Source organism: Desulfovibrio desulfuricans (assembly GCF_004801255.1).
GTDB classification, from domain to species: domain Bacteria; phylum Desulfobacterota; class Desulfovibrionia; order Desulfovibrionales; family Desulfovibrionaceae; genus Desulfovibrio; species Desulfovibrio desulfuricans_C.
In genome coordinates, this window is sequence record NZ_CP036295.1 from 1210111 (window position 1) to 1230284 (window position 20174).

At 58.5% G+C, this 20174-nt stretch carries 18 protein-coding genes; 13 read left to right on the plus strand and 5 right to left on the minus strand.

The genetic code is table 11. The annotated features are described in order from the left end of the window. Positions 1-37 precede the first annotated feature (37 nt). The 13 genes from DDIC_RS05085 (at position 38) to DDIC_RS05145 (ending at position 13650) form a co-directional block, all read left to right on the plus strand. Positions 38-2020: a glycosyltransferase gene (locus DDIC_RS05085; protein ID WP_136399436.1), complete on the plus strand. Its 1983-nt coding sequence runs from the start codon at positions 38-40 to the stop codon at positions 2018-2020. Between the two features lie 18 nt (positions 2021-2038). Beyond that, positions 2039-3499: a D-glycero-beta-D-manno-heptose-7-phosphate kinase gene (rfaE1, locus tag DDIC_RS05090; RefSeq protein WP_136399437.1), complete on the plus strand. Its 1461-nt coding sequence runs from the start codon at positions 2039-2041 to the stop codon at positions 3497-3499. A 24-nt stretch (positions 3500-3523) separates the two neighbouring features. Further along, positions 3524-4507, plus strand: a complete 984-nt coding sequence (locus DDIC_RS05095) for a glucokinase (protein ID WP_136399438.1) — start codon at positions 3524-3526, stop codon at positions 4505-4507. Positions 4508-4832: 325 nt separating this feature from the next. Further along, positions 4833-5240, plus strand: coding sequence for a Fur family transcriptional regulator (locus DDIC_RS05100; RefSeq protein ID WP_136399439.1), 408 nt, complete (start codon positions 4833-4835; stop codon positions 5238-5240). Between the two features lie 106 nt (positions 5241-5346). Next, on the plus strand, positions 5347-5886 hold the full coding sequence (locus DDIC_RS05105) for a bacterioferritin (protein ID WP_136399440.1): 540 nt from the start codon (positions 5347-5349) through the stop codon (positions 5884-5886). Between the two features lie 12 nt (positions 5887-5898). Further along, the gene (locus DDIC_RS05110; protein WP_136399441.1) at positions 5899-6087 is read left to right on the plus strand and encodes a rubredoxin; all 189 of its coding nucleotides are present in this window, start codon (positions 5899-5901) and stop codon (positions 6085-6087) included. Positions 6088-6784: 697 nt separating this feature from the next. Further along, positions 6785-7618 (plus strand): amidohydrolase family protein, encoded by an 834-nt coding sequence (locus DDIC_RS05115; protein ID WP_136399442.1) that lies wholly within the window; start codon positions 6785-6787, stop codon positions 7616-7618. A 185-nt stretch (positions 7619-7803) separates the two neighbouring features. Beyond that, positions 7804-9186: an MFS transporter gene (locus DDIC_RS05120; protein ID WP_247647560.1), complete on the plus strand. Its 1383-nt coding sequence runs from the start codon at positions 7804-7806 to the stop codon at positions 9184-9186. 104 nt (positions 9187-9290) lie between these two features. Continuing rightward, positions 9291-10688 carry a sigma-54 interaction domain-containing protein gene (locus DDIC_RS05125; RefSeq protein WP_247647561.1) on the plus strand — a complete coding sequence of 466 codons (1398 nt, stop codon included), beginning with the start codon at positions 9291-9293 and terminating at the stop codon, positions 10686-10688. A 134-nt stretch (positions 10689-10822) separates the two neighbouring features. Next, positions 10823-11758, plus strand: coding sequence for a DUF4037 domain-containing protein (locus DDIC_RS05130; RefSeq protein ID WP_136399443.1), 936 nt, complete (start codon positions 10823-10825; stop codon positions 11756-11758). 13 nt (positions 11759-11771) lie between these two features. After that, entirely contained in the window at positions 11772-12593 is an 822-nt protein-coding gene (locus tag DDIC_RS05135; protein WP_136399444.1) for a tetratricopeptide repeat protein, read from the plus strand. A gap of 17 nt (positions 12594-12610) precedes the next feature. After that, positions 12611-13168 (plus strand): DUF4125 family protein, encoded by a 558-nt coding sequence (locus DDIC_RS05140; RefSeq protein ID WP_136399445.1) that lies wholly within the window; start codon positions 12611-12613, stop codon positions 13166-13168. 257 nt (positions 13169-13425) lie between these two features. Beyond that, the gene (locus DDIC_RS05145) at positions 13426-13650 is read left to right on the plus strand and encodes a DMT family transporter (protein ID WP_168732471.1); all 225 of its coding nucleotides are present in this window, start codon (positions 13426-13428) and stop codon (positions 13648-13650) included. A gap of 86 nt (positions 13651-13736) precedes the next feature. Here DDIC_RS05145 and DDIC_RS05150 read toward each other — a convergent pair whose 3' ends face one another. The 5 genes from DDIC_RS05150 to DDIC_RS05170 form a co-directional block, all read right to left on the minus strand. Then, positions 13737-15497 (minus strand): methyl-accepting chemotaxis protein, encoded by a 1761-nt coding sequence (locus tag DDIC_RS05150; RefSeq protein WP_136399447.1) that lies wholly within the window; start codon positions 15495-15497, stop codon positions 13737-13739. Between the two features lie 566 nt (positions 15498-16063). Further along, entirely contained in the window at positions 16064-16444 is a 381-nt protein-coding gene (gene gcvH, locus DDIC_RS05155) for a glycine cleavage system protein GcvH (protein ID WP_136399448.1), read from the minus strand. Positions 16445-16468: 24 nt separating this feature from the next. After that, positions 16469-17842 carry a dihydrolipoyl dehydrogenase family protein gene (locus tag DDIC_RS05160; RefSeq protein WP_136399449.1) on the minus strand — a complete coding sequence of 458 codons (1374 nt, stop codon included), beginning with the start codon at positions 17840-17842 and terminating at the stop codon, positions 16469-16471. Positions 17843-17852: 10 nt separating this feature from the next. Then, complete coding sequence (locus DDIC_RS05165) at positions 17853-18674, minus strand: glutaredoxin family protein (RefSeq protein ID WP_136399450.1); 822 nt, start codon at positions 18672-18674, stop codon at positions 17853-17855. Between the two features lie 67 nt (positions 18675-18741). After that, the gene (locus DDIC_RS05170) at positions 18742-20076 is read right to left on the minus strand and encodes an MFS transporter (RefSeq protein WP_136399451.1); all 1335 of its coding nucleotides are present in this window, start codon (positions 20074-20076) and stop codon (positions 18742-18744) included. Between the last annotated feature and the right edge of the window lie 98 nt (positions 20077-20174).

Consider the following 20174-nt stretch of genomic DNA (forward strand, 5'->3'; position numbering starts at 1 on the left):
GTTGTTGCGGCCCTGCCGCGCATGGACAAGGTGGATCATGGCACCCGTTATAGTCGCCAAGGATTTATACAAATGCTACGCCGGTTTTTCGCCGGTGTTGCGCGGCGTAAACATTGAGGTTCTTCCCGGCGAGATGGTGGCCATCATGGGGCCTTCGGGCTGCGGCAAGTCCACCATGCTGCACGTGCTGGGGATGCTGCACGCGCCCGATGCCGGGTCGCTCGAAATTCTCGGCAAGGACGTGCTGACGCTCGACCGCGAGCAGACGGCCAGCTTCCGCCGCGGCACCATGGGCTTTGTCATGCAGTCAAGCAACCTTTTTGACCACTCCACAGTGTTTGAAAATGTTGAATTTCCACTGATATTCGAAAAGGTTCCACCAGAAGAACGCTGGGAGCGGGTCATCCGCGCCCTTGAACTGGTGCGGCTTTCGGCGCGCGTGCATTACCGCAGCAACCGTCTGTCGGGCGGCGAGCAGCAGCGTGTGGCCATTGCCCGCGCCATGGTCAACAACCCGCGCATCCTGCTGGCTGACGAACCCACGGGCGCGCTGGACGCCAAGACCAGCCGTCTGATCATGGACAACTTTCGCTCGCTCTGCCACACCGGCGGCGTGTCGATGGTTATGGTCACGCACGACCCCAAGATGGCCGAATTCTGCGACAGCATCTACACGCTTGAAGACGGCATTTTGCACTGCCGCAAGCGCGACGTGCCGGAGATGCCCACCACCGTTTCGCACAACCTGCTTCAGGGCGTTGTACCCGTGGTGCGCGGCGCAATGGTTGCCGAGTGCTTTCCCGAAGCTTCGGGCCAATGCCTTATGGACGAGGCGCACCGCATGCACGCGGCAGGCCTGCTTACCCGCATTTACGCCATCCGCGACAACGGCCTGCTGGGCAACCCCGATGGATACGCCCTGCCTTTGGCCGTGCGCCGCATCGGCACGCTGCGCGTACTGACCGCCTGTCTTGTCATGCTGCGTCTCATGCGCGGGGCCTCGTCCCAGCTGTGGGCGCTTTGGCGCAAACTGCCGGGCCGTGGGCGCTGGGGCAGCCGCTGGTGGGATCATTTGCGCGCCTTTTGCGCCGGGGCCATGCTTGCGCGCTGGGGGCAGGAAGAAAACATCGAATTTTTGTACGCCGCAGGGGCTCATGGCCCCGCCACGGCCAGCTGGGTAGCCTCGCGCATTCTGCATGTGCCGTACGCCTTTGGCGTGCGCGCGCAGGACATTGCCGAGCCTGGCCTTAACTGGGCCGCCAAGGGCGCGGACGCCGTGTTTGTGCGCTGCGACACAGAGGCCACGCGCGATGCCATGCTGCAGCTGTTGCCCGAGCTGAAAGACAAACTCATGGTGCTGCGCGACCCGCTTACGCTTACGCCGCCCGACGAGCCGGAGGAGCAGATGCCCGCCCCCAAAGGCGACGGCCAGGATGGGGTGGAAGACGCAGCGGATCTCAACCTGCTGGCCGTGGGCACCATTGCGCGGCGCAAGGGCTATGACCTGCTGCTCAGGGCCTGCCGTCTGCTGGCGGACAGAAAAGTGAATTTTTCGTTGACCATCGTGGGACAGGGACCGGAAAAACTGCGCCTGCGCTGGCTTGCCTGGCGGCTTGGCCTGCGTGGACGCGTGCAGTTTACCGGGCAGGTTCCTCACGAAAATATGGCGGACATGTACAACCGGGCTGATGTCTTTGTGGCTCCTGGCCGCAAAACCGCAGGCGGCGAAGCCGACGGCGTGCCTTCTGCTCTGGTGGAAGCGCTTGCCTTTGGTCTGGCTGTGGTCGCCAGCGATCTGCCCGGCCATGCCGAGGCCGTGAAAGACGGCGGCAATGGGCGTATTGTGCCACAGGATAACGTGGGAGCCCTGGCTGATGTTCTGGAATCCCTTGCCTCCCGCCCCGATGAACGCAAACGCCTGGGCGACGCGGCGCGCAAGTCCGTGTTTGCGCTTGCCGATGCCGACCGTACCGAGGCCCGGCTGAGCGAACTGATCAAAAAGGCCTGCGGTAAAGCCTGATCCCGCCGGGAGAGCGCCATGAATTTTGACGGAGTGCGCGTATTGGTTGTGGGCGATGTGATGCTTGACCATTACATTGCCGGGCAGGTCAAAAGGATTTCGCCCGAGGCTCCAGTGCCTGTCGTTTCTGTGGCAAAGCGCTGGTCTGTGCCTGGCGGCGCGGCCAACGTGGCGCGCAATCTGGCCCGGCTGGGCGTGGATGTGGCCGTGGCCGGGGTAGTGGGGCAGGATGCCGCAGCAGAAGAACTGCGGGCGGCTCTTGCAGCAGAGGGCATTGGCGACGGCCTGGCTGCTTCCGCCTTCCGGCGCACCACCTGCAAAACGCGTGTGCTGGCGCAGGGGCAGCAACTGCTGCGGCTTGACGAAGAAATAAGCGCCCCCCTGGCCGCCGACGAAGCCGAGGCGCTGGAAAGTCGGGTGCTCTCCCTCCTGCAGGGGCGTCAGGCGGTAATACTGTCTGACTACGCCAAGGGCGTACTGCTTGAAACGGCCAACGGCAGCAATTTGTGCCGTGTTGTCATTGAGGCTGCGCGCAGTTTGGGCATTGCCGTGCTGGTCGACCCCAAGGGCAGCGACTGGCGGCGTTACGCCGGTGCGCACTGCGTAACCCCCAATGCCGGTGAATTTGACGTGGCCTGCGGACTTGAGGTGAACGCAAAGCTTGACCGGTCAAAGCGCGAATCTCTCGCTGCCGAGCTGCGGGCCCGATTTGGCATCGAGCGGCTGCTTGTTACGCGCGGCCCCAAGGGCATGGCTCTTTTCTGCCCCGGCGAATCGCCGGTTTACTGCCGCGCCGCCGTGCGCGAAGTGGCCGACGTTTCCGGCGCTGGCGATACTGCCATTGCCACCCTTGCCGCCTGCGTGGGCAAGGGGTTGCCCTGGGCCGAAAGCATGCACCTTGCCAATGCTGCGGCGGGGGTGGCCGTGGGTAAAATGGGTACGGCCCCTGTGTCGCTTGCCGAACTCAATGAGGCTCTGCGCGAGCAGAGCGACAACCCAAAGCTGTTCAGCCTGCCAAACCTTGTGGAAAAAATTGAAGAATGGCGCAGAAAGGGCGAAACCGTCGTTTTTACCAACGGCTGCTTTGACCTGCTGCATCCGGGGCATATTTCGCTTATCCGGCAAAGCGCAGCCCAGGGCGACCGCCTTGTGGTGGGCCTCAACAGCGATGCCTCGGTGCGACGCCTCAAGGGCCCCACGCGCCCCATCCAGAACGAAAACAGCCGGGCGCTGCTGCTGGCGGCCCTGTCGGACGTTGACGCCATTGTGCTGTTTGGCGAAGACACCCCCCTTGAACTCATTACGGCCCTGCGCCCCGATGTGCTGGTAAAAGGCAGCGACTACAGCCTTGATGCGGTTGTGGGCGCGGATGTCGTGCAGCAGGGTGGCGGCAGGGTTTACCTTGCCCGTCTGGTCGACGGATGCAGCACCACGGGCATAGTGCGCAAAATAGACGACCAGCAGCGGGGATTGTCATAACCCGGAGATGCCTGGCGACGTTCAATGCAACGCATATTCGCAGCCGATATAGGTGGAACCAACGCAAGGTTTGCCCTGTTCAGCGAGTATGAGGGCAACCTCACGCTCAAGCTTGCGGTGTGGGCAAAGTCGGCTGAGCTGACCACTGCCGAAGACATGCTGCAAGCCATGCAGCAACTTTTGCAGACCCCTTTTGCCGCTGGCGACAGACTTGCCGTCGCCCTGGCCGGGCCAACGCGCGGGCTGCAGGGCAGGCTCACCAACGGCGGGCTGCGGGTCGACCTGAGCGGGGCCGGGCAGAGGTACGGTCTGTCTGGCTGCTTGCTGGTCAACGATTTTGCCGCGCAGGCCTTTGCCACGCTGACGTCCTCCGGCACTGCCGCCAGACGGCTGCGCGGCGTCCCCCCTCTCCCCGCAGACGCTTGCACTGCAACACGAGCCGTGCTTGGCGCGGGCACGGGCCTTGGCGCGGCTTCGCTCATCCGTTGCGGAGGCCCGGACGGCAGGTGGATGGCTGTTCCCTCCGAAGCCGGGCACGCGGCCTTTCCCTTTGTGGGGGCAGAGGAGCAGGCTTACCAGGCCTTTTTGCGCCGCGAGCTTGGGCACGAATACCCTACTGTGGAAAACGTGCTCTGCGGCGAGGGGCTCTCCCTGCTGCACTATTATCTTTCGGGCCAGTTTTTTTATCCTCCTGCGGTCGGGGCCGAGGCCCTCGCGTGCGAATCCCCCACACTTCACTGGTACGCCCGTTTTATCGGGCGCTTTTGCCGTCAGTGGGCGCTGAGCACCTTGTGCCGTGGCGGCCTGTGGATTGCCGGGGGCATCATTGCCAAAAATCCGCTGTGCGTAACGCACCAGGGTTTTGCGCATGAGCTTGAGCTGGCTGTCGGCGCCAGCGATCTGGTGGCGGGCGTCCCCATATACCTTGTCGCGGATGCAAACAGCGGGCTGTGGGGCGCGGCGCGTGCCGCAGTGGAATATGGGTGCGGGCAAACAAACCCTGCGTGAACTAATGGCTGCGGCGGGGCAGAGGGCATTGTTGCAATTTGCCCGCGCATCTTGACGCCTTTTTGAAAGTTATTTATGTACCCGCTCTGCGACAGATGAGTCTTTGCGCGCTCTGTGCGCGCATGTGGCGCGGGTCTGCGGCTTTTTTTAGCGCCGCACGGCTTGTTGATCCACTTTTTTTTTCTGAATCGTATCCATATTCCCGATAATATGGTCAATCATTGCAGGCTTTTTTTTACCGCGAGCAAGTCTTAGTCTTTTGGTTGAGTTTGGGCTTGACAGAAATCCGCGATAACAGTAATTTTTAGCAACACTGGAGGCTCGTATGGCCCAAACACAAACACGAATGACCCGGCAGCGTGCAGTTATTCTGGAAGAACTGCGCAAGCTCAAGAGCCATCCGACGGCGGACGAACTGTACAGCATCGTACGGGAGCGCCTGCCCCGGATCAGCTTGGGAACCGTATATCGCAATCTGGATTTTCTGGCGGACAGCGGCGAGATTCGCCGTCTTGAGGCAGCGGGTTCGACCAAACGGTTTGACGGCGATATCTCGCACCATCAGCATGTGCGCTGCGTATACTGCGGGCGCATTGGCGATGTGGAAGACGTAAAGCAGGCTCCCCCTGTCGAGGGCATGCACGCCATGGGCTTTGCGCGCATACTCAGCTCGCGGGTGGAGTACGACGGGGTTTGCGAAATCTGCGCCAACTCGCTGGAAATAACCCAGTAGATCTGAAAATGTTTTGCGGCGTGCGCTCCGTTTGCTTGAGACATTTCACCATTCGTATTATCAATAAAGCATCTTGAACCTGTTATATAACCAAGGAGCTTGCGTCATGGCTGAAAACAGGGAAAGCCGCAAGGCCAAAGTCATCGAAGTGCTCAACAAGGCACGTGCCATGGAGCTGTTTGCCATCCATCAGTATATGAACCAGCATTACAACCTGGACGATATGGATTACGGCGAGCTGGCTGCCAACATGAAGCTCATTGCCATTGACGAAATGCGTCATGCCGAAAACTTTGCCGAACGCATCAAGGAGCTGGGCGGCGAGCCCACCACGCAAAAAGACGGCAAGATCGTTACCGGGCAGGAAGTTTCCGCTATTTACGGGGCCGATGCCAATCAGGAAGAAATCACCATTGAGGCTTACAGCGGTTTTCTTGCCATCTGCAAGGAAGCGGGCGACATCGTTTCCTCGCGCCTCTTTGAGCGTATTATTGATGAAGAGCAGGCCCACCTAACCTATTACGACAACATTGACGGCCACATCAAAAAGCTGGGCGATACTTACCTTGCCAAGATAGCGGGTACGCCCTCCACCACTGGGCCCGCCACTAAGGGCTTTGTAACCGCTACCCCTGCAGCGGGCTAGGTGGAGCGGACGATGGCCGACCCCAAGGATATGTGGCGCTGCCAGATGGTCAATTGCGGTTATGTTTACGACCCCGACCGGGGAGACAAACGCCACAAGATACCGGCTGGCACACGATTTGAAGACTTGCCTGAAGACTGGTGCTGCCCGGTGTGCGGCGCAACAAAAAAGAGCTTTCGTCCCTTGAGCGATGAAAGCTAGGGGCTGCATGCGCAATTAAGCTCCCTTTAGTGTATCCTTAATGGGCCCGTTTTCCCTGCTTGCTTTGCGGCAAAGGGAAAATGGGCCTTTTTGCGGCCGTAGACAGGCCCAAAAAGCAAATATACGCGCCTGCCAATGGATTGCCCGCCTGCGTGACGCCTGCGTGAAGCGTGGGGCAACCGTCTGCAGGCGTCATTTTTATGGGGTGTTGTCTTGGTTGTGTATAAATGCACAGGCGCATGTTCATGGTGTGTTTTTTTGCACAGTCAAGGATTGAAAATTATACATAATACGCTGTTATCATTTAAATCTAGCGCACTGCTCAACTTGATGCAATATTGCAACAGGTTGCAATTTGATTCTAACTATCGAGAATAACTAGCATTACTTATAATATAAGGTAATTATTTTAGCGTGTTAGAAATGTTAAAATATTTTGTTCACCCCATGGGGGGGGACAAATGCTGGGCAGCCCTACCGCACAACGGTGAGGCTGGTGCGGCATTTTGCTGGTATTTATGGTCTGGTTGTTGGAAAAAATATTTAATACGCTGATATCTTTATTATTTTTTATTGATATTAGCAGCTGATTACTTTAATCGGACTGTTTTTGCACTCAATTTCACAATAGGCACGCTTTTTGCCTTTAGGGATGCACAGCCGCAAGGCGCAATTTTTATTCCTAAAGGTACGCATTATGAAAATCATAGATTTCCGTTTTCGTCCCAGCACCCCCGACGCCGTCAAGGGCATGCTTGCAAACAAGGTGTTCGGCGGCATGTTTGAGTTCTTTAACTACGCGGACAGAGCCAAGCCGGAGCCCATTGAAAAGATCGTTGCCGACATGGACAAAAGGGGCGTCGTCAAGGGCGTCGTAACCGGGCGTGATGCCGAAACAACGTACGGTCTTGGCTCCGCCAACCCCGGCATACTCGAGCTCATGCGCCTGTACCCCGACAAATTTATCGGGTTTGCCGGTCTTGACCCCCACAAGGGCATGGACGCCACCGCCGAGCTTACCCGCATGGTGAGCCTTGGCATGCGGGGCGCGGCCATTGATCCTTACCTTGCGCGCATTCCCGCAAGCCACGCCAGGTTTTACCCCATCTACGCCAAATGCTGCGAGCTCGACGTGCCCATCGTCATCACGACTGGCCCGGCCACGCTGGTTGACGGCGCTGTGATGGACGACGCGCACCCCCGGCACATCGACCGCGTCGCCGCCGACTTTCCCAAGCTCAAGATTGTCATCAGCCACGGCTGCTACCCCTGGGTGAGCGAGGCCATCATGACCGTGCACCGCAACCGCAACGTGTTTATCGACCTTGCGGAATATGAGGAGCAGCCTTTTTCAGAGGGCTACATCAAGGCCGCCAACAGCCTTATCGGCGACAAGGTGCTTTTTGCCAGCGCCGCGCCCTTTATGGATTTTCAGGAGCAGATCGACCTTTACAAGCGCCTGCCCTTTACGCCGCAAACACTTCAAAACGTCATGTACAACAACGCGGCCCGGCTGCTCAACATCAAATAATCGTACAGGGGCGGGTGCGCCGTACGCGCCTGCCCGGCCGAGCTAAACCGGGAGCGGATGATCGGCTTCGCCTCCCGGCAAAAGATATCCGAAGTGGCAAATTGGGAATGTTCCCCCCCCAGGACGTAGCGCTTTGCCGTAAACGTCAGTAAGTACATTCAGGCGAAAGGATCAAAAGGAAAACCATGCATAGCGAACAAATGACTCACGACCAGAAAAAAAATCTGCGCCGCGTTGTGGCCTCGTCCATCATCGGGGCAGTCATCGAATGGTATGACTTCTTTTTGTATGGCGTTGTGGCCGGGCTTTTTTTCAACAAGCTGTATTTTCCTGATTTTGACGCACGCATAGGTACCATGCTTGCCTTTGCCACGTTTGCGGTGGGTTTTGTGGCGCGGCCGTTGGGCGGCGTGATTTTTGGCCACTTTGGCGACAAGCTCGGCCGTAAAAAAATGCTCATTCTGACTCTGGAAATCATGGGCATCGCCACTGTCTGCATTGGTCTTATCCCCACCTATCACGCCATAGGCATCTGGGCTCCCATTCTGCTTATCCTGTGCCGCCTTGCCCAGGGCATCGGCCTTGGCGGCGAGTGGGGCGGCGCTGTGCTCATGTCTTACGAATCCGCCCCCGCCGACAGGCGCGCCTTTTACGCCAGCCTGCCGCAGATCGGCATGTCGCTGGGCCTGCTGCTTGCGTCGGGCATTGTGGGCTTTTTTTCCGTCACGCTTACGGACGAGGCCTTTCTTAACTGGGGCTGGCGCGTAGCCTTTTTGCTGTCTGCCGTGCTGCTTGCCGTGGGCGGCTACATGCGCAGCACTGTGCAGGAAACCAAGGATTTTTCCGAAGCCAGGCAGCAGATGCCCGAAGCCAAGTTCCCCCTGCTGGACGCCTTCAAGCGTTACCCCAAGATGATGCTGGCCTGCATGGGCGCGCGGTTTATCGACGGCGTGTCCTTTAACGTCTTTGGCGTGTATTCGCTGACCTACCTTACGCAGCAGCACGGCATCGGCCGCTCGGCCGCGCTTACCGCCGTGATGATTTCGTCGCTTGTCATGTCCTGCTTTATCCCCTTCTGGGGCCATATGGCCGACCGGCACGGCAAGGCCAAAATTTACGGCGTGTGCGCTGTACTGCTTGGTATTTCGAGCTTTCCGGCCTTTTGGGTGCTGCATAATTTTTCCGGCAACTATCTGTGCGTCGTGCTGGCTCTTGCACTGCCTTTCGGCATTCTGCACGCGGCCGTGTTTGGCACCATGTCCAGCGTGTTTTCTGAAAGCTTCGACGCCTCGGTGCGCTACTCGGGCATTTCATTTGTGTATCAGTTCACCGCCATCTTTGCTTCCGGCATGACCCCCATGGTCGCCACCATGCTTACCGGCATGGCCGACGGCGCGCCGTGGTATCTCTGCGGGTATCTGGCCGGCATAGGCCTGCTCAGCGCCCTTTCCACCCTGTGGCTGAGCCGCATGGCCCGTGCCCGTCGCAACGCGCAGGCTACGCAAAAAATCGTTGCCCAAGCCCCTCAAACTGTGATGGCCGAAGCCACCAGCGCCGAAGGGTTCTAGATGAAGCACGCTGCCGGCTTTTGCCAGCCGGCGGCGCCTTTCATTTTGCTCCCATGCCCGGCAAACCGGGCGTGGGAGCGCACTTGCGCCCTGGGAGATAATGCATGTACAATCCCCACATGCTAGCCGACTATGTAGAACAACTTTGCGATACCTTCCGCGACGCCATATGCGTTACCGACAAGGAAGGCATCGTTACGCTTGTCAATAAGCGCCACGCCGAGCTTACGGGGATCGCCCGCGAAAAGATGATAGGCAGCCGTATTCAGGATATGGTGCAGAACGGCATTTTTGACGTGGTGCTCAATCCGCGCATTGTGGAGACCGGGCAAAAGGTTTCGAGCGTGCAAAACCTGTACAACGGGCGCACGCTGTTGCTTGACGGGCATCCGGTAAAGGATGCGACGGGTCAGGTGGCCTACGTTGTCACTGTTATCCGCGATATAACAGCCCTTACCGAGCTGCGCGAAGAAATCACCGCGCAGCGCGAACTGCTTGAAACATTCCAGAACCTCAGCAGCGAAGGGGTGACGGGCAACCAGTACCCGCGTGTGGTGCAAAGCCCTGTCATGCAGCGTCTGTACGCCGAGGCCTCGGCCATTGCCGAAACGGACGCCACGGTTCTGCTGCTGGGCGAAACCGGCGTGGGCAAGGACGTCGTGGCGCGGCACATCCACCACAACAGCATGCGGTCCGACGCCCCCTTTATCAAGGTAGACTGCGGCAGCATACCCGAAAACCTGATTGAAACAGAGCTGTTCGGCTACGTGCCGGGCAGCTTTTCCGGGGCCAGCAAAAATGGCAAGGCGGGGCTCGTGGAAGCGGCCTCGTCGGGCACGCTGTTTCTTGACGAAATAGGTGAGCTGCCCATGACCATGCAGTCGCGCCTCTTGCGGGTGCTGCAGGACTGGGAAGTGCTGCGCGTGGGGGCCACTGTGCCCAAAAAGGTTGACGTGCGCGTTATTGCCGCCACCAACAAGGAGCTGGAACGCGAGGTCGCCAGGGGCGCGTTTAGGTCTGACCTCTATTACCGGCTCAAGGTCGCGGTGCTCAACATACCCCCCCTGCGCTCGCGACGCGTGGATATTCTGCCGCTGGCGCAGAGCTTTTTGACCTTTTACGGCAAAAAATACCGCAAAGCCGTCAGCCTGTCCGAAGACGCCAAGCAGGTGCTGCAAAACCACACCTGGCCCGGCAATGTGCGCGAGCTGGAAAACCTCGTCCAGGGCCTGGTGGTCACCTGCAAGCACGGGCTTGTGGGCGTGCGCGATCTGGCGGGCATCCGCCCGCTGCCGCCGTGCGAATCGTCCGATGGGCAGTACGCCTTGCCCTCCATTGAAGGGCGGTCGCTCAAAAGTATCATGAAGGAAGTGGAAACAGCGGTTATCGAAAAAGGCATGCAGCGTTATGGCTCCATCAGCGAGCTTTCGCGCCAGTTTCAGATGGATCGCAGCACCATTTTCCGTAAGGTCAAGGAAATCGAGGCCATAAAGCGCAGCTAGCGGCAAGGCCCGGCATGCGCGGCCAGCAAGGCCCACGGCCCAGCCTCGCAGGGACCGGCGAGCCTTGCTGGCCTGGCTGTTTTTTTGTTGATGCGCGCCATGGGCGCGCATCATTATCTGGTGGGAGCATTGGTATGAAGGGTCTGCAGCTTGCCCGCGAATTTTATGAAACTTGCCTTCCGCAGTTACGCGCAGAGCTTGCGGACATCATGGATGTGGCGGCGGTGGGCCTGGTGGGCGAAGGGTCGGAGTGCTTTGGCTGCGACGATGGGCAGTCGCAGGACCACGACTTTGGCGCTGCATTTTGCCTTTGGCTGCCCCGTGAGGTTCTGCGGGCGGAGCAGCCGCGCATAGAGGCGGCCATCGCCCGGCTGCCGCGCAACATCAAGGGCTACGAAAGCAGGCTTGCGCCGCAGCGCAGGCAAGGGCGCGTGGGGCCGTTGGCCATTGAAGATTTTTACGCGTTTTTTACCGGGCTTTCGCATGCCCCGGCGACCTGGCAGCAGTGGCTGACCATACCCGAGCATCAGCTTGCGGCCTGCACCAATGGCGAGGTTTTTGAAGACCACGGCGGCCAGTTTACCCGCTGGCGCGAGACGTTGCTGGCCTGTTACCCCCGTGACGTGCTGCTTAAAAAAATGGCCGCCCGCTGCATGATCATGGCGCAGACAGGGCAGTATAACCTGCCCCGCAGCCTCAAGCGCGACGACCCCGTGGCCGCCATGCTGGCTGTGGCGCGTTTTGCCGAGGCGGCGCTTTCCTTTGTGTTTTTGTGCAACCGCAGGTACATGCCGTTTTACAAATGGGCGGCCAGACTGGCTGGCGATCTGCCGGTGCTTGGCCCGCAGGTGGTGCGGACGCTGCGCCTGCTAGCGCTGACCCCCAAGCAGGCCGGGCATGAAGCGCAGATAGTCGCGGCGGTGGAGGACTTTTGCGCGCAGGTCGCGGAGCATCTGCGCTCGACGGGCCTGAGCGCTGCCTCGGAAAACTGGCTTTGGGAGCACGGGCCGCAGATCATGCGGCATGTAGAAGAAACAGCCCTGCTGCGCATGGACATGCTGCAAGGCTGAAAGGAGCTGCCGTATGGCATCGCAACGCCAATGGCTCGACGAATTGCGCTCCGCGCTTGACCTGATGAAGCGGGGCGAGCCGCAAAGCTGCATTGACGCTCTTGAAAAGCTCGCCGCGCGTTACCCCGATGACGCCCTGTGCCGAGCTCTGGTTCTGGACGGCATGGGCCGGGCGCATTTTGCCCTGCAACGGCCCGATGCCGCGGTAAAGGCGCTTGAAGACAGCGTGGAGCTGCTGCGCTCCACCCTTGGGGCAACGGCTCCCATGACCCTGGGCGCTGTGCAGAATCTTGCCCATGCCTTGCTGGGCATTGGAAAAATTGATGAAAGCCTTGCGCTGGGGCGCGAAGCGCTGCACCTGACTGTGGAGGTTTGCGGGCCGGATTCGCCGCAGGTTGCTGAGGCGCAGCTGCGGCTTTCTGCCGCGTACTACCGCAAGCGTGATTTTGACCGGGCCGAGTCGCTTATGCGCAAGGCAAAGGAAATATGGGAAAAGCAGGGCTTTTGCGTGCCCCAGCTGGGCGTGTGCCTGAATAATCTTGGCCGCATCTGCGAAGAGCGCGGCCAGCTCAGCGAGGGCATCGCCTTGCATCGGCAGGCGGTAGCCCTGCGGCGCGAGCTGCTGGGCGAGCACGAAGAAACGGCCTTTTCGCTGGGCAATCTCGGGGTCGCCCTGGCCAGCGACGGTCAGTGGACCGAAGCCGCCGCAACCCTGCAGGCCTCGGTGGAGATGTACGGTCGCCTTGGTCTGGGCGGCGGCGATGATGCGCGGGGCTACAAAAAGAATCTTGATGTCTGCCTGCAGGCCATGGCGGCCAAGCCACCAACGGCCTAGGCGCAAGGAGACAGGTCATGCAGGAACACGCGGGCCGCGAGGCCGTGCTGGCAGAGATTGTTGACCGCGAACTGGCCATGTTTTTGACCACCAACAACGAGGGCGGCGTGTCCGTATGCCAGACCCGGCCCGACACGTTTCGCGCCATGCGCCTTATGGCTCATGCCGCCCACGAAGACGCTGTACTCGTGTCGTACCTTGACGATCTGCGTCAGGCAGAGGCCGACAGCCGCAATTTTATGGTCGAAAAATACGCCCGCATGGACGATCGCCTGCCGCCTCTGAGCACAAGCCCCCTGCTGGACGAAATTGCCGATGCGGAAGAGGCCTTTTTGCATGATGCGCAGCGCCGGTATCCGCATGTCATAAAAAGCAACGGGCAGGGCATGTTTCGCCGGTATTTGCGCTGCGAGCTTGAGACGCTCTCGCCCCGTACGCTTGAGCTCTATGCGGCGCAGATTCGCCGCGCCAGAGAACAGGGACGCAACCTTGCGGCGGAGCGGCACGATTATCTGATGCGCATGCTGGGCAAGGGGAGCATTGACGCATGCGAGGCGGCGGCAGCGGCCAGTTGACGCATTAACGACAGCATACGCCGGATGGGCGTTGCCCGGAGCTGCACAGCAAAAATGCAGGTCCCGTCAGGTGGAGGTGCAGCCCGCAGGGAGCGCTCCATTTGACGGGACCTTGCATGTGCGTGCGGCGGCTCGCCTCTGATGTCGCAGCCCTTGTCCGGTCCTTTGAATCCTGCGCCTGCGGCTGTTCCCACGCGGTGGAAGGATCAACCCCCTCTTTGCGGCAGGCCCTCCGTCGGTAGCTGCGCCGCGCGGCTGTGAGCGTCGTCTATCTTGGGCTGGGGGTGTTTGTGGGCGCGTATTCGCTGTACGGGTTCAGCATAAGCCGCATGCCCGCAGCCAGAGCCAGCATGTATATAAATCTTATCCCCGTGTTTACGCTTGCGTTCAGCATGCTCATCCTTGGCGAGCGCCTTGCGCCTGTACAGTGCGTGGCTTCCGCCCTGGTGCTGGGTGGCGTTATGATAAGCCAGCATCGCTGACGCTCCGTCAGGCGGGGGCACCGCAAAACAGCAGAGGCCGCCCGAAAAAAGGCGGCCTCTGCAATATGGACTGGGTGGGGCGGTCGTTAGGCTGCCGAGCCCTGGTTTTTCATTTCCTGGATAAGCTGCTTCAGCACCTGCGCCTGCTGCAGCAATTCGGCGACGGCCTCGTTGGCGTGGCCCATAGCCTGCGCTGTTTGGGCAGAGATGGTAGCCACCTGCTCGACCGAGTGGTTGATCTCTTCGCTGGCTGCGGACTGCTGCTCGCTGGCCGTGGCAATGGAACGCACCTGGTCATTGACCTGGTCGACAAAGGCCAGAATCTGCGTGAGCGATTCACCCGAGCGGGCAGAAAGTGTAGTGGCGTGTTCAATGGCTGTGGCCATGCTTTCCACGCTTTCAATGTTTTTTCGCGTGCCGTTCTGTATTTCTGTAATGGCCTTGCCCACTTCCTGGGTGGCGGTCATGGTCTTTTCGGCCAGTTTGCGCACTTCGTCGGCCACAACAGCAAATCCGCGACCGGCTTCGCCCGCGCGGGCCGCTTCAATGGCGGCGTTAAGAGCCAGCAGATTGGTCTGGTCGGCGATATCGGCGATTACGTCGAGCACCTGCCCAATCCCCTCTGCCTGCTTGCCCAGTACGGACATGTCTTCTTTTATGCCCAGCGACTGCTTTTGAACGGATTCTATGCCCATGACGGCTTCATGGACAACCTGCGACCCTTCCGCAGCCTGCGACTTGGTGTGGCTCGAAGCATTGGCCGCCTCCTGCGCATTTCTTGCCACTTCAAGCACTGTGGCATTCATTTCTTCCATGGCGGTGGCGGTTTCGTGCACACGGTTGGACTGCTCGTCAGCGCCGCGACTTGACTGGACAATTTGCGCTGAAAGCGATTCGGTAGCGGAAGAAACAATTTCCACAACCCGTTCAAGCTGCGTAGCCGCGTGGAACATGCCTTCGGCCTTGGCGCGTTCCGCCTTTTTGGTGGCCTCGTCGGCCAACATTTTGGCCTCTTGCGCAGACTGCGCCTCCTGCTCGGCCTGACGGGATTTACTTTCGGCTATGGCAATTTCTTCTTTCAGCTTGTCAACCATTTTTATAATGACGCCGTACACGCCGCCGTCGCCCTTAAGTGGCTTGAAATGCACATTCAGGTTGCCCGATGCGATTTCGCTGGCGACAACATGCAGGTAGCCGGGGTCTTCGCCCAGCTGTTTCAGCACGCCCTTAATTATCAGTATTGAGATAATTGAGGCGGCTGAAATTGAAAAGATTATCAGGAAGATAGTCAGAATTTTGCCATTATTGTAGGCTGCTTCTGCATCGAGGGCCGACTTTTCGCTACCTTTGTTGTTGACATCAATAATTGTAGACAGATAGGTCAATGCGCTAAAGTAGTTGTCGCGAGCCCCACCAAGGACTTTTGCTGTCGCTTCCTCTTCTTTATTCTGCTTTGCCAGCTCCACTACAAGCTTGTGGTTTTCGATGTATTTGTTCCAGGCGTCCAGAAATTTTGGAAAGGCGGCCTTTTCTTCCGGCTCAGATATCAGCGGCTCGTACTGCTTGATCTTGTTCTTTATGTTAGCTTCTGTTTTGTGCAGTCTTCCTTCGTACTCGCTCTTGAGTGCGGGATCGGACGCCAAAATGTAAACAAGCTCGTTGCGTCTGTATTCATTGACAAAGCCGTTGAGTTCACCAACAATCTTTATTGTTGGAAGCCAGTTTTTTGAAAGATCCTGTGTGTCTTTGTTTATGTTTGACATTCCAAAAATCGCAAGAATGCCAATTATTGCAGAAAACGAGGCAAGAATTGTTGATAAAGTAATCAGTTTTGCTGACAACTTCATTGTGTATCTCCAGTGTTAAAAAATATTTACTCTTACTTGCTTGCACAAAATATATTTTGCATTTTTTTTTATTGCATATCTACTTTGTTGCCTGCAGTATAGTTCGAACTGATTAACGTCCAGAAAGCACAAAACATTATGGTACTCAATGTAGTTACCCAATTGGCATAGCCGATATTGTTATTTAACTAGCTGATTTAAAATAACTTTTTTTATAATAAATAAATTGCAGTAAAATTGCATAGGTAACTACCAATTGTATTGTTTGTAATATAAATTCTATCTTCATATAAAATTATATATTAGCTAGCAGCCTGACTTTTTCTGTACAGCGCGACATTATCAGTAAAGCTTTGCAGTGCGCCTGCCTTTGCAGCAACCTCTAGCAGCGAAAACGCATGGAGCAAAGGGGGCTTGGCCCTGACCTGCGCATCGCTGTGAAATGTGATGATCTTGCTGCAATGGCGTGTTGCGCGCGTGCCTGCAAGGCAACCCGCACCAATAAGAACAGCCCCGAAAACGGCAATTTTTCGGGGCTGTTGTTCGGGGGACCGGAATGGCTAATCTCAGCTGGCCACGGCCTGCGCATATTCCTCGGCTGTGATGCAGCCTCCTTCATCCGGTGCTGTGAGCGTTACCTTTATCAGCCAGCCCTGGGAGTAGGGATCGCTGTTGAGCAGTTCTGGCGCATCGGCGAGGGCTTCGTTTATGGCCGTAACCTGGCCGGAAACCGGCATAATGGCCTCGCTGGTGACTTTGACGGATTCAATGGACGCGCAGGATTCCCCCTGCCTGAAGCTAGCGCCCACAGCGGGAAGATCCACAAAGATCACGCCGCCCAGCTGATCCTGTGCAAAGTCTGTAACGCCTATCAGGCAGCTGCCGTCAGGCTGGTCCTGCGCCCACAAATGATCCGCATGGTATTTTCTGTCGTGAGGAAAATTCACGATCGTCTCCTTTTTATTGCCTGGTTACGGAAGCGTCACGCCGGTTTTGGGAGCTGTAATGGCCATGGGTACGATTTCATCCAGCGTGGGGTGTGCAAACATCACCTCGTGCAGATTCTGCGCTGTATAGCCGTCCCTGATGAGCAGCAGGGCCACCATGACAAGGTGCGATACACCAGCCCCTACAGCGGCGATACCCGCGATGCGCCCTTCGCTCCAGACCACCTTGACGAATCCGGCGGTGCCTCCGCTGGCCTGGGCAATGGGGTTGAGCGACAGGGGAGCCTGCGAAACCTCAACGCTTTTGCCTTCGCGCAACAGGGCTTCTGCCGTCTGGCCCACGCGCATGACCTCGGTTGCGCCATAGACGCATGAGGGTACAGGGCCAGACTGGTACTCGTGCCGGCAATTGCCGAGGATGCGGTTGGCCACGTACACAGCCTGATGCTCCGCAGCGTGCGCCAGCAGTACAAGGCCGTTGACGTCGCCTATGGCGTAAACATTGGGGGCAGCCTGCAAGCACCCGTCAGTCTCCACATAACCGCGCCTGTTGAGGCTGCAGCCCAGCTGCTCGGCGCTGAGCCCGGCGGTGTTGGGCGTGCGGCCCACAGCCACCAGCGCCTTGGCGGCCGTAATGACCGTGCCGTCGTCCAGGGTGAGCTGCGCCTGCCCGTCGTTGGTGCGCAAATCCTTGGCCCGTGCGCCCTCGTGGCAGGTTATGCCGCCTTTTTGCAGCGCCCGGCGCAGTTCCGCCGCGATATCAGCGTCTTCAAGGGGGGCAACGTGAGGCGCAGCCTCCACAATGGCGACCTTGCTGCCCATGGCCGAAAAAAAGTCGCCCAGTTCAAGGCCGATGGCCCCGGCCCCCACAATGACGAGGCTTTCGGGCACAGACTGGATACGCAGCAGGTCGGTGCTGTCCAGCACGCAGGCATGGTCTGGCGTCAGACCGGGAAAGGACGCGGACGACGAGCCGCAGGACAGGATGATGTGCTGCGCGGTCAGGTCGGTATGGCCGGTATCGGCATGCACGCGGATTGCGCCTGCGGCCAGGGCCTCGCCGCGTCCTTCAAAAACCGTCACGCCCAGGCTGCCAAGGTTTTTGCCAAGCGTTTGGCTTGTCCCCTTGGTAAAGCGGCTCACGCGCGTTTGCAGGGCCGTAAAATCAACGGTTATGTCGCCTTTTGCCACGCGGGTTCGCTGCTGGGCATGCAGGAGGGCCAGCGGGGCCACCGCGCCCAGCAGCATCTTGGTGGGGATGCAGCCGCAGTTGAGGCATGTGCCGCCGAGGTGGGTTTTTTCCACCAGGGCAACGCTTTTGCCCGCCCGCGCAAGAATCTGCGCAGCCGTTGTTCCGCCGGGGCCGCCGCCCACAATGATAATATCGAATGCTTGCATATTGCGCCCCCTATTTAACGATGTCTGCCTTGAACAGATGCTGCCGCGAGGCAGAGCGGTAGACGAGCAGGTTCTGGTCGGGCAGGGGGGCAAGGCCGTGCATGTCCCACACCATATCAGCCGTGACGGGGGTAATGCCGTAGGGCAGCGTGGGCTTGCCGCAGGCCTCGGCCACCATTTGGGCCGCTGCCGCCGCATCGTCCCTTGTGGGCCAGGCCCAGGCGTCGCCATTGGGCAGCGGCATGGCCAGAAAGCGCACCGTGCCGTCGGCGGTTGCCTGTACCAGGGCCAGTGTTTTTGACAGGTCTTCCTTGCTTGGCGCACCGCCAAAAACTTTTGCGCTTGCTTCTGCGCCGCCCACAACATTGCAGATAACGTGCACGTCTTTGATCTTGAGCAGGTTTGCCAGCAGGTCTGCCTTGCGGCCGTCGGTTTGCAGCCATACCTGCAACCCGCCAGCGGTCAGCCTGTTTACAAGAATTTCAAAGTTGTCTTCCTGCCCGTCGGGACACTGCGAGGGATAGAGCCCCGCAATTTTGCCGTGCAGCATGTCGCTGCGGGTAACGCAGGTCTCGAGCGTATGGCCCGAAAGCAGATAGGCGATGATTTCGCCCGAGCCCTGCTTGATGACCTGTCCGTCGGCAAACAGCGGAAACTCCACACCTTCCGGGTTGCGATAAATGGCCTTGCGGTTTGTGCGGTAGAAGGTGTTGAAATCCTGCGCGTCGGCCTTGAAATCTATGGTGTCGTACGCCAGCCCGCGTTCGGCAAGAAAGGCTTTGACAATCTTGCAGCGGATGCAGTCCGGCGCAGTGTAAAGGGTTATGCCCATGATAAATCCTCCTGATTCGACAAAGCTGCAAACGTCGATGTTGGTATTGTCTTGATATCCCAGCTGGCTAGGCAATGTCTTCGAGCGACTTGCCGCCAGTGCGGGCACCCCACACGCCAACGATAATGGCGGGGATGATGCACAGCAGGCTGAAAATATAAAACACTCCGTCAAAACTGTATGCTGCATAGACAACAGGAATGAGAGGTTGTGAAAAGGCAACGGCCAGACGCCCGACGGACGAGTGAAAGCCGGTGGCGGTGTTGCGCAGGTGCGTGGGGTACGACTCCGCAGTGTAGGAAAAAACGGTGAAACCCATGCCCATGACAAAGGCCGTAAGTATCGCGCCTATAAGGACCACAACCCAGTACTGGCTCACATTGCCAAAGATGGGGGCCAGTACCGCCATCATGGCCAGCATGACGACAATGGGAATCTTGCGCCCGCCCATGTCGGTAAACGAGCTGGAGGCAAACAGCCCGAGCGGCACGCCGATGGAAATAAGCGTGGTGGCCATGAGGGTATCTTCAAGAGGGAACCCGTGCGCCTTGAGCAGGGTGGCCGTCCAGTTGGTGACCACAAAGGTGGCGGGGTTGGTGCACACAACCAGCAAAAAAATGACAAGCGTGCGCCTGAGGTACTTGGGGCTGCACATGCCGAGCAGTACTTCCCTGATCGGGGGCTTGCCGGTCAGGCACTTGCTGGCGGCTGCGGCAAGGTCGATGTCTTTGCCGGTAATGTCCTTCATGACGGCTTCGGCCTCGGCGATGCGGCCGCGCGCAACCAGCCAGCGGGGGGATTCGTCCAGGTAGCGCCAGGCAACGATCAGGGCAATGTAGCCTATGCCGCCCATATAAAAAATGTAGCGCCAGGCTTCCTCATGCAGGGGAATGATCAGCCGGCAAAGCAGGCCTACGACCGGCACGGCGCAAAAACCAACGCCGGCGACCATGTTTTGCCATTTGCCGCGGCTCTCGGCCGGGGCCATCTCTGCAATATAGGCCTGCGAACATACCATGAGGCAAAACACGCCAAAGCCCGTCAGCGCGCGCGACGCTACAAATACGTGGAAGCTGTCAGTAAGGCCGTTGATGATGGACGCTGTGGAAAACAGGGTGATCGCAATAAGAAAGGTTTTGCGCCTGCCAATAATGTCTGAGATGAACCCGCCGACAAAACCGCCGCAGGTCATGGCCGTAAAGTACCAAAAGGTAACCGTGCCGAGGTCCTTCATGGTCAGGCCCCAGTTGTGCATCAACGCGGGGGCGATAAAGCCGAAGTTCCAGTTGTCCATCTGCTCGCAAAAGTATGCGATCATGATGATAAAGAACACAGCCTTATGACGTCCTGTAACAGCAAGGCCGTCAAAGTAGTTATTGCTGATGCGCGGCGAATCCTGCATTGCGCCTCTCCTTTTCATTGTCTGCCACTTCGCATGTTTTGTGAAAAAAATCATCCACTGCCGATCCTGGTTCAAAAACCTAGAGCAGCGGGATTATT

Bases quoted from the DNA above. Each gene is read 5' to 3' on its own strand.
- DDIC_RS05085 (WP_136399436.1), top strand. From the start codon at position 38: ATGGCACCCGTTATAGTCGCCAAGGATTTATACAAATGCTACGCCGGT.
- rfaE1 (WP_136399437.1), top strand. From the start codon at position 2,039: ATGAATTTTGACGGAGTGCGCGTATTGGTTGTGGGCGATGTGATGCTT.
- DDIC_RS05095 (WP_136399438.1), top strand. From the start codon at position 3,524: ATGCAACGCATATTCGCAGCCGATATAGGTGGAACCAACGCAAGGTTT.
- DDIC_RS05100 (WP_136399439.1), top strand. From the start codon at position 4,833: ATGGCCCAAACACAAACACGAATGACCCGGCAGCGTGCAGTTATTCTG.
- DDIC_RS05105 (WP_136399440.1), top strand. From the start codon at position 5,347: ATGGCTGAAAACAGGGAAAGCCGCAAGGCCAAAGTCATCGAAGTGCTC.
- DDIC_RS05110 (WP_136399441.1), top strand. From the start codon at position 5,899: ATGGCCGACCCCAAGGATATGTGGCGCTGCCAGATGGTCAATTGCGGT.
- DDIC_RS05115 (WP_136399442.1), top strand. From the start codon at position 6,785: ATGAAAATCATAGATTTCCGTTTTCGTCCCAGCACCCCCGACGCCGTC.
- DDIC_RS05120 (WP_247647560.1), top strand. From the start codon at position 7,804: ATGCATAGCGAACAAATGACTCACGACCAGAAAAAAAATCTGCGCCGC.
- DDIC_RS05125 (WP_247647561.1), top strand. From the start codon at position 9,291: ATGTACAATCCCCACATGCTAGCCGACTATGTAGAACAACTTTGCGAT.
- DDIC_RS05130 (WP_136399443.1), top strand. From the start codon at position 10,823: ATGAAGGGTCTGCAGCTTGCCCGCGAATTTTATGAAACTTGCCTTCCG.
- DDIC_RS05135 (WP_136399444.1), top strand. From the start codon at position 11,772: ATGGCATCGCAACGCCAATGGCTCGACGAATTGCGCTCCGCGCTTGAC.
- DDIC_RS05140 (WP_136399445.1), top strand. From the start codon at position 12,611: ATGCAGGAACACGCGGGCCGCGAGGCCGTGCTGGCAGAGATTGTTGAC.
- DDIC_RS05150 (WP_136399447.1), bottom strand. From the start codon at position 15,497: ATGAAGTTGTCAGCAAAACTGATTACTTTATCAACAATTCTTGCCTCG.
- DDIC_RS05160 (WP_136399449.1), bottom strand. From the start codon at position 17,842: ATGCAAGCATTCGATATTATCATTGTGGGCGGCGGCCCCGGCGGAACA.
- DDIC_RS05165 (WP_136399450.1), bottom strand. From the start codon at position 18,674: ATGGGCATAACCCTTTACACTGCGCCGGACTGCATCCGCTGCAAGATT.
- DDIC_RS05170 (WP_136399451.1), bottom strand. From the start codon at position 20,076: ATGCAGGATTCGCCGCGCATCAGCAATAACTACTTTGACGGCCTTGCT.